The sequence below is a fragment of the Nevskia ramosa DSM 11499 genome, from assembly GCF_000420645.1.
In the GTDB taxonomy this organism is placed as follows: domain Bacteria; phylum Pseudomonadota; class Gammaproteobacteria; order Nevskiales; family Nevskiaceae; genus Nevskia; species Nevskia ramosa.
In genome coordinates, this window is the sequence record NZ_ATVI01000009.1 from 174,535 (window position 1) to 189,147 (window position 14,613).

Genomic DNA, 14,613 nt, shown 5'->3' on the forward strand with positions numbered 1-14,613 from the left:
GCTCAGGTTTCCTCCTTCCAGCTCAGACCATCGCGGACGATCAGGGCGCTCGATGCCGTCGGTCCCCAGGTGCCTGAGGAGTAGGTCTTCGGCGCTTCGGAGCCTGCGGCCCAGGCGGCGTGGATCGGGTCCACCCACTGCCAGGCGGCATCGAGTTCATCGCGGCGCATGAACAAGGTCAGGTTGCCGCTGATCACGTCCATCAGCAGGCGTTCGTAGGCGTCCCACTGGCGGGTCTTGAAGGTTTCCGCGAAGTCCAGATCGAGCTTCACCGGCTTCACCCGCATGTCCGCGCCCGGCACCTTGGCCAGCACATGCAATTCGATGCCTTCATCCGGCTGCAGACGGATCACCAGCCGGTTGACCGCGCCGGCATCATTACCGGGCAGGATGGCGTGCGGCACGGCGCGGAAGTTGATGACGATCTCCGACATCCGCTCCTGCATGCGCTTGCCGGTGCGGATGTAGAACGGCACCCGTGCCCAGCGCCAGTTGTCGACGTCGACTCGCATCGACACGAAGGTTTCGGTGGTCGAACCTTCGGGGATGCCGGTTTCGTCGAGATAGCCGGGCACCGCCTTGCCGTCGATCGCGCCGGCGCGGTACTGACCACGGACGATCTTGTTGCGCACGTCTTCCGGCGTGAACGGCCGCAGCGCGCGCAGCACCTTCAGTTTCTCGTCGCGGATCTCGTCCGGATCGATCGATGACGGTGGCTCCATGGCCATGATGCAGAGCAGTTGCAGCGCATGGTTCTGCACCATGTCGCGCAGCGCACCGTAATGATCGTAGTACTCGCCGCGATCGCCGACACCAACCGTTTCCGCCAGCGTGATCTGCACGTCGCGGATGCTGGCGCGATGCCACAGCGGCTCGAAGATCGAGTTGCCGAAGCGCAGCGCGATCAGGTTCTGCACCGTTTCCTTGCCGAGGTAATGGTCGATGCGGAAGATCTGCGGCTCGCGGAAGATCCGGCCCACCGCTTCGTTGATCGCGGTGGCGCTTTCCAGGCTGAAGCCGAGCGGCTTCTCCAGCACCACGCGGCTCAGATCGGTGACCAGTCCGGCCTTGGCCAGGTTCTCGCAGATCGCCGCGAACAGGCTGGCGGCGGTCGACAGATAGAACACGCGAACGCGGTCCGCCGAGTCGGCGAGGGTGTGGCTCAGCAAGCCGTAATCGTCCGGGTTCAGGCCATCGAGCGACAGATATTCGATGCGGGTGGAAAAGCGCTGCCAGCCCGCCTCATCGAAATCCTTGGCCGGAATGAAGCGCTGGAAGGCCTCATGGACCAGTTCCAGATAGGCCGCGGTTTCCATCGGCTGTCGCGACACGGCAATGATCCGCCAGCCGCTGCAGTCCTTGGTATCGCGGTGCCGGTAGTACAGCGCCGGCAGCAGCTTGCGCAGCGCCAGATCGCCAGTGCCGCCGAAGAAAACCAGATCGAAGCAGGGTGCTTGTGCCATGGGGTTCCTGGAATGTGGACCGTTTTGTGACGGTTTTGCATCGTTCTTGCAGTGCTATCTTGCCTGCCCTAGGCCACCGAGTTTCGCTAGCTGCTTTCCTGCCATCCGATCGGTGTGCATCACGGAGTGATCATGTCGTTGAATCCGGTCGTTGCCGCTGTCACTGCCCGCATCCGGCACCGTAGCCAGGCGCTGCGGGCCATCTATCTGAAGCGCATCGATGCCGCGCGCGAATCCGGCACGGCACGTGGCCGTCTGGGTTGCACCAATCTCGCCCACGCCTTTGCCGCAGCCGACAGCGGCGACAAATCCCAACTGCGCGCCGGCCGCTGGCCGAATCTGGCGATCGTCTCGGCGTACAACGACATGCTGTCCGCGCATCAGCCGCTGGAGCGCTATCCGGCGATCATCAAGCAGGCCGCGCGCGAGGCCTTTGCCGTCGCCCAGTTCGCCGGCGGCGTGCCGGCGATGTGCGATGGCGTGACCCAGGGCGAGCCGGGCATGGAGCTGAGCTTGTTCTCGCGCGATGTCATTGCCATGTCGACCGCGATCGCGCTGAGCCACAACACCTTCGATGCCGCGCTGATGCTCGGCATCTGCGACAAGATCGTGCCCGGTCTGGTCATCGGCGCGCTGTCCTTCGGCCATCTGCCGACGGTGTTCGTGCCCGGTGGGCCGATGCCCTCCGGCCTGCCGAACGACGACAAGGCCAAGGTCCGGCAACTGTTCGCGCAGGGCAAGGTCGACCGCGATGCGCTGCTGGAATCCGAAGCGCAGAGCTATCACGCGCCAGGCACCTGCACCTTCTACGGCACGGCGAACTCGAACCAGATGCTGATGGAGGTCATGGGCCTCCATCTGCCGGGCGCCGCCTTCGTCAATCCGAACACGCCGCTGCGCGATGCGCTGACTGCCGCCGCCGCCAAACGCATCGCCGCGCTGACCACGCTCGGCGATGCCTACACGCCGATCGCCGCGATCGTCGATGAGCGCGCCATCGTCAACGCCGTCGTCGGCCTGCATGCGACGGGCGGCTCGACCAATCACACGATCCATCTGATCGCGATGGCGCGCGCCGCCGGCATCATCATCGACTGGGATGATTTCTCCGATCTGTCCGCCGTGGTGCCGCTGCTGGCGCGCATCTACCCGAACGGCAAGGCCGACGTGAACCATTTCCATGCCGCTGGCGGCATGGGCTATCTGATCCGCGAGCTGCTTGGCGCTGGCTTGCTGCACGGCGATGTCCAGACCGTGGCCGGGCCGGGGTTGGCCGCCTACGCCCAGGAGCCGTTCCTTGATGCCGCGGGCAAGCTCGTCTGGCGTGACGCGCCAGCGCTATCCGGCGATGACAGCGTGCTGCGCCCGGTCTCGAATCCGTTCAGTGCCGATGGCGGCCTGCGCCGGTTGACCGGCAACCTCGGCCGCTCTGTCATCAAGGTGTCGGCAGTGAAGCCGGAACATCGGATCGTCGAAGCGCCGGCACTGGTCTTCGATTCCCAGGAAGCGGTGCAGGCGGCGTTCAAGCGCGGCGATCTGCGTCGCGATTTCGTCGCGGTGGTTCGTTTCCAGGGACCGCGTGCGAACGGCATGCCGGAGCTGCACAAGCTGACGCCGCCGCTGGCGGTGCTGCAGGACGAAGGCTTTCACGTCGCGCTGGTTACCGATGGCCGCATGTCCGGCGCTTCCGGCAAGGTGCCGGCAGCGATTCATGTGTCGCCGGAATGTCTGGCCGGTGGCGCGCTGGATCGGGTCCGCGATGGCGATCTGATCCGTCTCGATGCCGAGGCCGGCACGCTGGAAGCGCTGGTCGATGCCGCCGAGTGGGCGGCGCGGCTGCCGGCGACGGCTGATCTGTCCGGCAATGAAAGCGGCATGGGGCGCGAGCTGTTCGCGTCGGCACGGTCCATGGTCAGCACGGCGGAAACTGGCGCCGTGATCTTCGGTGGCGGGTTGGCACCGCCGACGGTGACGGCGGATCTCTGGCCGGTCGAGCACGAGAATCCGAGCGCTGAATAGAGGGTGAGCAGGGGCTGAACAGGGCAGGCAGCGGATCTGCGAATCCGCGCCATGACATAAAACCAAAAACGGAAATCGCAGCATGCAGATCATCGACATCATGAAAGCCGGCCCGGTCATGCCGGTCATCGTGCTCAGCGACATTCGCCACGCCGTACCGCTCGCCCAGGCTCTGGTCGATGGCGGCGTGCGCGTGCTCGAAGTGACCATGCGCACGCCGATCGCGCTGGATTGCGTGCGCGCCATCCGCAAGGCGGTGCCGGACGCCATCGTCGGCGTCGGTACCGTGACCAGCCCGGACGACGTGCTCGCCGCGATCACCGCCGGCGCGCAGTTCGGCGTCAGCCCCGGCGCCACGCCGGCCTTGCTCGATGCGATCAACAAGTCCGGCCTGCCGTTCCTGCCCGGCACGATGACGCCGAGCGAAGTGCTGGCCGCGCGCGATGCCGGCTTCCGGGCGCTGAAGCTGTTTCCTGCCGCACCGGCCGGCGGCATCCCGCTGCTGAAGGCGCTGGCCTCGGTGTTTTCCGATGTGCTGTTCTGCCCGACCGGGGGCATCGATGCCGCCAGCGCCCATGGCTATCTGGCGCTGCCGAACGTCGCCTGCGTCGGCGGTTCCTGGCTGGCGCCACCGGCGATGGTCGCCGCTGGCGATTGGGCCGGCATCACCGAATTGGCGCGCGCTGTCAGCAGGCTGCGCTGATTCACCAGGCGCGGGGACAATTTTCGTCTGCGTTTTGCACTTTAATAGTGCATTCACGGTTTCTCGGTGAAGAGAACAGAAGTCGTCATTGATTCGTCAAATCATTGTTTTGTATTTATTAAATTCGTTGATTTGAACGAAACAGGCTGAACTTTGGTTGTCATGGGCAGTCAATGCACTGAAACTGTGCGGACATTGCACCATGAAGAAGCTTCCTGCCCTCGTTGTCGTCATCCTTGCGCTGCTGATGCAGTTGCGGGTGGCGTACGCCTGCGAAGCGGTGGGATTCGGGGCGGCCGAGCCCTGCAAGGTGCACGCAGTGGTCGCCGACCCACACGGCGAAGCGCCCCAGGATCGCGGCTCGGCCTGCGAAGTTTCGCTCGATGTCGCCAGCCGCAACCCGCGCCAGACGGACGACCAGGATGATCTGGCCGCGCAGCTGACCGATCCCCAGCCGGTCCACCTGCCGGCCGCCTGGCCGCAGCCACTGGCCACGGTTCCATCGCAGTACCGCCCGCCACCGCACGTCCGCCTTGCGGCTGTGGCATCGCCGGGCTCCAGCACCTACCTCGTCACAGCACGTCTGCGGATCTGAGTCCGGGCCGGAACGGCATCGGGCTGCCGTATCCGGCCGTGGTCTCGTGCCCGATGGCTTCCAGCCATCACCCAAAGGAACTGACTTTTCCTTTCGTCCGAGACGAGGTACACCTCATGTCAATCAAGAACATCCTGACCATCGCCGCGCTCGCGGCAGTCATCATCGCTCCTCCCACCATGGCCAACGACTGGCAGAAAACCAAGCATCACTGGCTGTATCCGACCACGGAGAACGCCGTGCCGGCGCCTGAATCTGCCGACACCGGGCCGGCTGCCGATTCGATCGAAGCCTGGCAGAAGGCCAAGAATCCAGCCTTGTTCGCAACCGATGGCAAGGCCGTCAAGGCGGACGAAGCCCTGGAGACACCGCGGGTCGGCTCGATCGAAGCCTGGAAGCGCGCGAAGTTTTCGCACCTGCAGAAAACCACGAAGCGCTGATCGCGGTTCGTCGTTCCCGGAAAGCCGCCCGTCTTGCGCGGGCGGCTTTTCTTTTGAGCGCAGTCTCAGAACGCTTCTTTGTACGGCCGCAGATCCAGTTCCTGGGTCCAGGCCGAGCGTTGCTGGCAGTGCAGCGTCCAGTAGTTTTCGGCAATCGCATCGACATCGAGCAGGCCATCGCCGCCAGCCTTCTCGATGTAGCCCGGAAGCAAGTTGCGCAGGCGATCGCCGTCCACGCCGCCATCGATCAGCACATGGGCGATGTGCAGGCCTTTCGGTCCGTACTCGCGCGCCATGCTCTGGGTGATCATCCGCAGCCCGGCCTTGGCGGCAGCGAAATGCGCGAAGCCCGGCTTGCCGCGCAGGCTGCCCGAAGCGCCGGTGAAGATCACCGTGCCGCGGCCGAGCGGCAACAAGCGCCTGGCGGCTTCACGGCCGACCAGGAAGCCGGCGTAGCAACCGACCCGCCAGAAATCCTCGAACTGGGCGGCGGTCAGCTGGGTGAAATCGATGATCGCGTTGTTGCCGGCGTTGAACACCACGGCATCGGCCGGCTCGAAGCCGGCGCCGGGTGACATCGCCTGATCGAACAGTCGGATCACGTCGGTCTCTTTGGTGACATCGGTGGTCACTGCGGTCGCACTGCCCCCTGAGGCAACGATCGTCGCCACCACCTGTTCGATCTTCGCGGTCGTGCGTCCAGCCACCAGCACGTGATGACCGGCGTCGGCGAAGCGGCGAGAGACTGCGGCGCCAATACCTTGTTCGGCGCCGACACCGATGACCACGGCAGTCGGGCGGCTCATCGGGCAATGCTCATCGAGCAGGACAGGGACAGGTTCATGGTGGCGATCCTCAGGCGAAAACAGCGGACGCCGAGCATGGCAAGGCTGGCGCTGGAATGCAGCGGGCTATCGTCACTTCGAGGGCTTGCCCGCGCATGCTTGCGTGGTCTGCGGGGCAGTCGTCTAATCGCTGCTGACAACAAAAAGACGGCGGGGCGACTCAGGCCTGCTGCACCTTAAAACTTGGGAGAAAGTCCGTGAGCCGCTACCTGTCCTTCGTCTACGGCGTTGTCTGCTACAGCCTGTTCTTCGCCGTGTTCCTGTATCTGATCGGCTTCCTGAATGATGTCGTGGTGCCGAAATCGGTCAGCAGCGGCGAACCGGGACCGATGGCAACCGCGCTGCTCGTCGACCTGGGTCTGATCGCGCTGTTCGGCATCCAGCACAGCGTCATGGCACGGCCCGGCTTCAAGCATTGGCTGACGCAGTTTCTGCCGCAGGTGGTCGAGCGCAGCAGCTATGTGCTGGCGACCAACATTGTGCTGATCCTCACCTACCTGTACTGGCAGCCGCTGCCGGGTGTGGTCTGGCAGATCGACAACACAACGCTGGCGATGGCGCTGTACGCGCTGGCCGCGCTGGGCTGGGTGATCGTGCTGATCTCGACCTTCCTGACCAACCACTTCGATCTGTTCGGCCTGCGCCAGGTCTGGCTGGGTCTGGTGCGTCGCAGCTATACGCCGGTGGCGTTCAAGGAGCACTTCTTCTATCGCTGGATTCGCCATCCGATGATGAGCGGCATCTTCATCGCCTTCTGGGCAACACCGGTGATGACCAGCAGCCATCTGCTGTTCAGCCTCGGCATGTCGATCTACATCTTCATAGGCGTGCATTTCGAGGAGAAAGGCCTGAAGGCCGAACTGGGCCAGCCCTACCGTGACTACGTGGCACGCACCGGGCGTTTCCTGCCGGGCCTCTAATTTCACGCTACGACGCTGCTGCAATGCCGCCGGGCTGTCATCGGCACCTGTCAGCATGCAGTCATGAAAGCTCCCGATTCACTCCGGGTCGAATCCGGCGCGCTGATGGCGCTGCGTCTGTTCGACATCGCCTACGCAATCGATCTGGCCAAGGCCGAAGCGGTCTGGGCAGCCCAGGTGCGCACCAGCAGCAGCCGCAGCCAGCTGAGCATGACGCCGGCCAAGGCGGTGGCTTTCGAAGTGCCGCCGGTACTGCTGAGCCTCGAAGGCATCAGCCTGACGCTCGAAGGTCAGGTGCTACCGGTGGTGGTCAGCGCCCGGCTTTACGATTTCGGCGTGGTGAGCTTGATGCTGCGCATCGCCGTCACCGATCTCGACTGGCAGGAGTACAGCCGGCTGGCCAACGCGCTCGATGATGCCGTCGGCCCCGAAGCCGGCAACGGGCTGTGGCAGAACCTGCTTGAACCGCTGCGGCAGATTCTGGCGCCGGCCTTGATCCGGCCCGGCGTTTCGACGATGCAGGAGGACTACCTGCTCGGCATCGTCCATCGCTGGAGCGAGCCGCTGACGGCGGCGGAACTGCAGGAAAGAGTCGATCTGGTGCCGCTGCTGTCCGGCGAGCGGCGCAAGCTGTCCGAAGGCGCGCGCCGCGATCTGCTCCGCCATCGCTACTCGTACTACGAGGATGATCTCGTCGTGCTGACCTGGGATCGCGCGTTCATCTACGAGCCGCGCAAGGAAACCGACGTTGCCGACGTCATCGAGGTGGCCAACGCGCAGCTGCTGGAGCTGCGCTACTACGACGGCCTGCTCGATGACGAACTGCCGCGCATGTACGACCTCGTTGAAGCCGAGCGCAGTTCAGGCGGCATCTTCAATCTGCTGGCGCCACGCCGCTTCGCGCGTCTGGCCCGACGTCTGCATACCCTGGTGGCGGAAGTCACCGAAATCACAGAGCAGGTCGACAACGCGCTGCAGGTCACCGAAGACGTCTACCTGGCCCGCATCTACTCGGCGGCGCTGGATCAGTTTCGCGTTGCCAACGTGACCGCCGCCGTCAATCGCAAGCTGGCGATCATCCGCGAGACTTACACCGCGCTTTACGACGAAGCATCCGGTGCTCGCGGCGCCTTCATGGAAGCGGCGATCGTGCTGTTGATCATGCTCGAACTGGGGCTGGCTCTGCTCAGGCATTGATGGATCTTCGAGGGCGCCATCCGCCCTTGTGATTCGAATCACAGGGCATTCACAGCTGCGACCGATTGCACAGCTTGAAAGGATGACCGAGGTCGATCTCTGATGTACGGTCTGGCCTCGGTACGGCCTGGAGATGCGTCTGCATTTGCCTGGCATCTGTCCGTCACCGCCCAGGGTACGAATCAAGACCACCAGGAGACAGGCCGATGGCCAGCGAATCCCAGCATCCCTACCATCCGATCATCTATGTGCGCGGTTTCGCGGCATCGCAATCGGAGATCGAAGAGACCGTCGCCGATCCGTACATGGGCTTCAATGTCGGCTCGACGAAGTCGCGTGTCGCCTGGACCGGTGATGTTCGAAAATTCTTCTTCGAATCACCGCTGGTTCGCTTGATGAGTGATCACCAGTACCAGGATGTATTCGTCGATGGCGACGATCTGCTGGCCAGCGAACGTCCGGATGATCGCATTCCCTATCGCTGCATCATCATCTATCGCTACTACGATGATGCATCGAAGGACTTCGGCGATGGCAACGGCACACCTCCCATCGAGTACTTCGCGAAGGGACTGGACCGATTGATTCTCCGGCTCCGCGACAAGGTGTGCGCCGATCCGAAGAACAACATGACGCCGGAGAATTTTCGCGTCCATCTGGTCGCCCACTCGATGGGCGGCCTCGTCTGCCGGGCCTTCCTGCAGAACACGCAGCTGGGCTCCGCAGAGGCTCGCAAGGCCGTGGACAAGGTGTTCACCTATGCGACTCCACACAATGGAATCGACATGCGGATCGTCCGCAACGTGCCGGGCTGGCTGTCGTTCGGCGACATCAACAACTTCAACCGCGACAAGATGGCCGGCTATCTCAGCGTGCCGAAGGGCGATGATGTTTCGGTGGTGACCAATTTCCCGCCCGAACGCATCTTCAATCTGGTCGGTACCAATCCACGTGATTACACGGTGGCTGGCGGCGTTTCGGCCTGGGCGGCAGGGGAAGCCAGTGACGGCCTGGTGCGCATCGAGAACGCCACGACGCACGGCCTGGGCGCAGATGGTGTCGATGTGGCATCACCGCGCGCCTATGTGAATCGCAGTCATTCGGGACACTACGGCATCGTCAATTCCGAGGAGGGCTACCAGAACCTGACGCGCTTCCTGTTCGGCACGGTCCGGGTCGACGGCATTCTCGATATCGATGACATCAGCCTGCCTGCCGAAGTACAGAAATCCTTCGAGGACGGCAAGAACGTGCGCGCGTCCTACCAGTTCGAATGTTCCGCCAGCGTTCGCGGCTGCAACTGGCAGATCACTCGCCGTGAGGTACGGGAAAACTCCGCCATCTTCAGAAGCTACAACGAGCTTTTCCCCGGAAAGGAAGGCACCAGGCGACCGGCGGATCGCGACAGAAGTCCGCATCTGTTCACGGTTTTTCTCGATCCCAACAAGAGCGTCAAGGCGTCGAAGTCAGTCAGCTTTCTGTTCGATCTCAAGGTGCTGGTTCCCGATTACGAAGTGGATGGCTCGATCTTCATGAAGCGCCACTTCGAAGGCGGTTACATCTATCGCCAGCAGATCGTCGTCGAAGCATTCCCGGACGCGGACGCTCCCGGCGGTTGGCGCATGAAGTACGGGTTTCAGGACATCAATCCCGGCAAGCCCGGCGTTAGCGCCGATACCGATGCCCTTCGTGACGCGGCACAGAAAACGGTAGGGCTGACTTTCGATATCCCCATCGAACAGAAATCAAAGCCGGGCCTGAGCGGCAAGCTGCGGATCGAGGTCCGTTCCTGGACTTGATGAGACAAGCCACGGAGAGCGTCATTGCTTACGCTCTCCGTGGCATCGCTCGTCAGGACATGAACTCCACGCGCACATCTTCCTGCGACAGCAGCGGCACGACCACCGGCTTCACGTTCCAGATTTCATCGCAGTATTGGGCGATGGTCCGGTCGGAGGAGAAGATGCCAGAGCGGGCGCTGTTGAGGATCGACATGCGCGTCCAGTCTTCGCTGTCGAGATAGGCGTCACCGGCGCGGACGTGAGCGTCGGAGTAGGACTGGAAGTCGGCGAACAGGCAGTACGGATCGTGATTGACCAGGCTGTTGACCAGCGGCATGAACAACTCGCTGTCGCCGCGGCTGAAATAACCCTGGCGGATCAGGCTCAGTACTTCCTTCAGTTCGGCATTGCGCTCGACCCAATCGGCGGGACGGTAGCCGCCGGCCTTGAGCTCGGCGACTTCCGCGGCGGTCATGCCGAACAGGAAGAAGTTCTCGGCGCCCACCTGCTCGCGAATCTCGATATTGGCGCCGTCCATGGTGCCGATGGTCAGCGCGCCATTCATCGCGAACTTCATGTTGCCGGTGCCGGAGGCTTCCTTGCCGGCCAGCGAAATCTGCTCGGACAGATCAGCGGCCGGATAGATGCGCTGGCCGTTGGTGACGCTGAAGTTCGGCAGGAACACGACCCGTAGTTTGTCGCGCACCGCTGGATCGCGATTGACGACGTCGCCGATCGCGGTGATCAGGCGAATCATCAGCTTCGCCATCCAGTAACCAGGTGCTGCCTTGCCGCCGAAGATGAAGGTGCGCGGCGTCATCTCCATGTTCGGGTTCGACTTCAGCCGGTGATAGAGCGCGATGATGTGCAGCGCCGACAGGTGCTGGCGCTTGTATTCGTGGATGCGCTTGACCTGCACGTCGAACATCGACGATGGGTCGACCGCGACATTGCAGCGCTTGCGAATCAGATCGGCGAGATCGCGTTTGTTGGCGCGCTTGATCTCGCGCCAGCCGATGCGGAAGCCGGCATCGTCGGCGTATTTCTCCAGGCCTTTCAGCTCGGACAATTCCTTGACCCAGCCGTCGCCGATCGCACCGCTGATGTGTCGGGTCAGTCGCGGATTGGCGAGCACGATCCAGCGTCGCGGCGTGACGCCATTGGTCTTGTTGCTGAACTTCTCCGGCCACAGCTCGTGGAAGTCGTGCAGCACGTCGGCTTTCAGCAGTTCGGTGTGGAGTGCTGCAACGCCATTGATCGCATGACTGCCGACGCAGGCCAGATGCGCCATGCGCACATAGCGTTCGCCGCTTTCGTCGATCAGGCTCATCCGCGCGGCTTTTTCGCCATCACCGAAATAGCGGTTGCGCACTTCCTCGAGGAAGCGGGCGTTGATCTCGTAGATGATTTCCAGATGCCGCGGCAGCACCCGCTTGAACAGTTCCAGCGGCCAGCGCTCCAGCGCTTCCGGCAGCAGGGTGTGATTGGTGTAGCCGAAGGTCTTGCGGGTGATGTCCCAGGCCTGATGCCAGGGCAGGCCGTTCTCGTCGGTCAGCAGGCGCATCAGCTCGGCGACGGCGATCGCCGGATGGGTGTCGTTGAGCTGGGCGGTGAACTTCTCGTGGAAGCGTTCGAAGCCGATCTTCTGGCTCTTGAGGATGCGCAGCATGTCCTGCAGCGAGCAGGACACGAAGAAATACTGCTGCGCCAGGCGCAGCTCCTTGCCTTCAACGTGCTCGTCATTCGGATAGAGCACCTTCGACAGGTTTTCCGAGATGACCTTCTGATTCACCGCGCCCTGGTAGTCACCACGGTTGAAGACGTCGAAGTCGAAGGATTCCGGCGCTTCCGCCTTCCACAGCCGCAAGGTGTTGGCGGTGTTGTTGCGGTAGCCGAGGATGGGTGTGTCGTAGGGGATGCCGTTGACGGTGCGGTTCGGCAGCCAGCGCACGTGCAGCGCACCGTGTTCGTCCCAGCGGCTTTCGGTATGACCGCCGAGCTTGACCTCTGCCGCCCATTCCGGCCGGCACAGTTCCCAGGGATTGCCGTAGCGCAGCCATTTGTCGGTCTTCTCGACCTGCCAGCCTTCGACCAGCGTCTGGTGGAAGATGCCGAACTCGTAGCGAATGCCGTAGCCGATTGACGGAATTTCCAGCGTCGCCAGCGAATCGATGAAGCAGGCGGCGAGTCGGCCGAGGCCGCCGTTGCCGAGCCCTGGTTCCTCTTCCTCGTAAAGCAGCTGATCGAGATTCAGGCCCAGTTCGCTCATCGCCTTGCGGGCGTCTTCGAACAGGCCGAGGTTAATTAAATTGTTACCCAAGTGCGGGCCCATCAGGAACTCGGCCGAGAAGTAGCAGACCGTGCGGGCGCCGGTCTTCTGATATTCGTTGGCGGTCGAGATCCAGCGCTGCAGCAGGCGGTCGCGGATCGCGTAGGCGAGCGCCAGGTAGTAATCGGTCTTGGTTGCCAGCGCCGGGAACTTGCCCTGGGTGTAGAACAGGTGATGCAGGAAAGCGTGGCGCAGGCGCTGCACTGGGTCATCCGCAGTGTCCGACTCGCGACGGCTGAATTCCTGCGGGGACTGGTCCGGCTTGTTCAAGGCTTCACTCCAAGTGTTGTTCGCCGCGATCGCTAGTGACCAGCAAAATTCGTGCTGATGGCGGCAGCGGCGAGTCGGGCCAGGCCGATCAGCCCGGGCTGTGGGTGAACGATCAGCTGCACGGGGATGGCCGCCAGCCATTGCTCGAAGCCGAGCTTGGCGCAGAAGCCGTCGCGGAACGCGGTGCGGTCGAAGTCTTCGCCCCAGGCGGGCACGATGCCGCCGGCGATCCAGACCCCGCCGCGGGCGCCGACGATCAGCGCGGCATTGCCGGCGACCCGGCCCAGCCAGCGCGCGAACATCTGCATCGCCGTGACGGCCACGGCATCGCCGCTGCGGGCGGCGGCGACGATATCCGGCGGTTCGCGCTCCGGGCCGCCGCTCAGTACGGCGTGGAGTTTGGCGAAGCCACTGCCGGATACCAGCGATTCGGCCGAGAGCGGCCCGTGGCTGGCGCGCAGCTTCAGGAAGGCATCGACCTCGGCATCGTCGACCGGCGCCAGATCGACATGGCCGCCTTCACCGGGCAGCACCAGCCAGTCGCCGGCATGAGCGATCAGGCTCGCCACGCCCAGGCCGGTGCCGGGGCCGATCACCAGCCGCGCCGCCGAGGCGTGCTCGACGCCATGCTGGATCTCGTGCAGGTCGGCCGGCTGCAGCGCCGGTACCGCCTGGGCGATCGCTTCGAAGTCGTTGACGATGATCACCCGCCGCGCGCCGGTGGCCTTGGCGATCGCCACCGGATCGAGCACGCAGGGATTGTTGCTGAGCGCGAGGCTGCCATCGTCGCGCAGCGGCCCGGCGCCGCAGAAGGCGACGATGTCGACCTTGCGGCCGGCGAGCTGATGCATCAGCAGTGCCGGCATGTCTTCGGGCGTGTCGTGACGGCTCACCTCATCGAGACGGAAGCCATCGGCTGCCGAAACGGCGAACGCCAGCCGCGTGTTGGTGCCGCCGATGTCGCCGACCAGCAGCACCGGCGCCGGCCCCGCCGGATCAGCCGCGATAGACACTGGGCGACACTCCTTTCCAGCGCTTGAAGGCGTGCGCGAAGCTGGCGCGTTCGGCGTAACCGAGTCGTTCGGCGACTTCATCCATTTTCATCCGGGCGGTGGACAGCAGTTCTTCGGCCAGCGCCTGACGGACTTCGTCGGCGAGGGCGCGATACGAGGAGCCTTCGGCGCTGAGCAGGCGGCGCAGGTGGCGGGAGGTCATGTTCAGGCTGGCGGCGATCGCTTCCATGTCCGGCATCCGGCCCGGCGTCAGCAGCAGGCGATCGCGAACCCGGCCGGCAAAACCGGCGCGGCTGCGGCGGCGAGCCAGCAGTTGCCGGCACTGGTCTTCGCAGGATTGGCGCATCAGCTCGTTGGCCTGCGGCAGCGGCTGGTCGAACAGCCAGGCATCGAACTGCAGATGGTTGCGTTCGGCACCCAGGCTCAAGCGGTCGCCAAAGCTGGCCCGCAGCAGCGCTGCCTGCTCTTCGCCGATCGCGAAGCGCAGTTGCACGGCGCGCGGCAGCACGGGCGCGGCGAGCAGTTCGCGGTTCAGGGTCATGGTCGCGGCCATGTCGCGCAACACCACGAACTGAGCCAGTTCCGGCGGCGTGCCTTCTTCGTCGATCACCAGGCTGGCGTAGTCCGGGCTCTCTTCGAGCCAGATGCGGTTGACGCTGTAGGTGAGATCGAGATAGCGCAGGCCGACGTGCACGGCACTGCGCAAGGTGGCGCTGGAAGCCATCGCAAAACCCCAGATGCCCATCGTCGTCAGGTGATAGCGGGCACCTGCCGCGATCGCCAGTTCGACTTCATCGATGCCTTGCTCGCCGAGCAGATGGATCAGGTTGCGGATCACGCGGAATTCCTGCGCGGCTTCGATCTCGCCGCTCGGGTCGTCCAGGTGGCTGAGCGCGATGCCGGCGCCGCGCAGGCATTGCGTCGGGCTCAGGCCGTGTTCGCCTGCCAGCTCGCAGAGCATCCGGGTGCTGGCTACGCCTCGGCGTACGGTCCAGTGGTTCATCGGTTCGGCAGGCTTGATGGCAGGTGCAAGGGCGG

Annotated in this window: 12 protein-coding genes; 7 read left to right on the top strand and 5 right to left on the bottom strand. The window is 63.9% G+C overall.

Translation table 11 applies throughout. The features are described from left to right. Positions 1 to 2: 2 nt before the first annotated feature. Entirely contained in the window at positions 3 to 1,463 is a 1,461-nt protein-coding gene (gene zwf / locus G513_RS0116080; RefSeq protein ID WP_022977886.1) for a glucose-6-phosphate dehydrogenase, read from the bottom strand. 132 nt (positions 1,464 to 1,595) lie between these two features. Here zwf and edd point away from each other — a divergent pair, with 132 nt between their 5' ends. From edd to G513_RS0116100, 4 genes are all read left to right on the top strand, one after another. Then, entirely contained in the window at positions 1,596 to 3,482 is a 1,887-nt protein-coding gene (edd, locus tag G513_RS23555; RefSeq protein WP_051144473.1) for a phosphogluconate dehydratase, read from the top strand. Between the two features lie 82 nt (positions 3,483 to 3,564). Then, the gene (eda, locus tag G513_RS0116090; RefSeq protein WP_022977888.1) at positions 3,565 to 4,185 is read left to right on the top strand and encodes a bifunctional 4-hydroxy-2-oxoglutarate aldolase/2-dehydro-3-deoxy-phosphogluconate aldolase; all 621 of its coding nucleotides are present in this window, start codon (positions 3,565 to 3,567) and stop codon (positions 4,183 to 4,185) included. A 202-nt stretch (positions 4,186 to 4,387) separates the two neighbouring features. Continuing rightward, positions 4,388 to 4,780, top strand: coding sequence for a hypothetical protein (locus G513_RS0116095; RefSeq protein WP_022977889.1), 393 nt, complete (start codon positions 4,388 to 4,390; stop codon positions 4,778 to 4,780). A gap of 116 nt (positions 4,781 to 4,896) precedes the next feature. After that, positions 4,897 to 5,220: a hypothetical protein gene (locus tag G513_RS0116100; RefSeq protein ID WP_022977890.1), complete on the top strand. Its 324-nt coding sequence runs from the start codon at positions 4,897 to 4,899 to the stop codon at positions 5,218 to 5,220. A 65-nt stretch (positions 5,221 to 5,285) separates the two neighbouring features. On the opposite strand, the gene G513_RS0116105 is transcribed toward G513_RS0116100, so the two are convergent. Then, entirely contained in the window at positions 5,286 to 6,026 is a 741-nt protein-coding gene (locus G513_RS0116105) for an SDR family NAD(P)-dependent oxidoreductase (RefSeq protein WP_022977891.1), read from the bottom strand. 236 nt (positions 6,027 to 6,262) lie between these two features. On the opposite strand from G513_RS0116105, the gene mddA reads away from it, so the two are divergent. The 3 genes from mddA (at position 6,263) to G513_RS0116120 (ending at position 9,981) form a co-directional block, all read left to right on the top strand. After that, positions 6,263 to 6,985 (top strand): methanethiol S-methyltransferase, encoded by a 723-nt coding sequence (mddA, locus tag G513_RS0116110; protein WP_022977892.1) that lies wholly within the window; start codon positions 6,263 to 6,265, stop codon positions 6,983 to 6,985. Between the two features lie 63 nt (positions 6,986 to 7,048). After that, positions 7,049 to 8,182, top strand: a complete 1,134-nt coding sequence (locus G513_RS0116115) for a hypothetical protein (RefSeq protein WP_022977893.1) — start codon at positions 7,049 to 7,051, stop codon at positions 8,180 to 8,182. Positions 8,183 to 8,388: 206 nt separating this feature from the next. Next, complete coding sequence (locus tag G513_RS0116120; protein ID WP_022977894.1) at positions 8,389 to 9,981, top strand: PGAP1-like alpha/beta domain-containing protein; 1,593 nt, start codon at positions 8,389 to 8,391, stop codon at positions 9,979 to 9,981. Between the two features lie 52 nt (positions 9,982 to 10,033). On the opposite strand, the gene G513_RS23560 is transcribed toward G513_RS0116120, so the two are convergent. The 3 genes from G513_RS23560 to G513_RS0116135 are packed head-to-tail and all read right to left on the bottom strand — an operon-like array spanning position 10,034 to position 14,578. Further along, positions 10,034 to 12,562, bottom strand: a complete 2,529-nt coding sequence (locus G513_RS23560; RefSeq protein WP_022977895.1) for a glycogen/starch/alpha-glucan phosphorylase — start codon at positions 12,560 to 12,562, stop codon at positions 10,034 to 10,036. Positions 12,563 to 12,594: 32 nt separating this feature from the next. Further along, entirely contained in the window at positions 12,595 to 13,575 is a 981-nt protein-coding gene (locus tag G513_RS23565) for a glucokinase (RefSeq protein ID WP_022977896.1), read from the bottom strand. Then, a complete protein-coding gene (locus G513_RS0116135; RefSeq protein ID WP_022977897.1) occupies positions 13,559 to 14,578 on the bottom strand; it encodes an AraC family transcriptional regulator in 1,020 nt (339 codons plus the stop codon). Before G513_RS0116135 ends, G513_RS23565 begins: the two co-directional genes overlap by 17 nt. Positions 14,579 to 14,613: the final 35 nt, after the last annotated feature.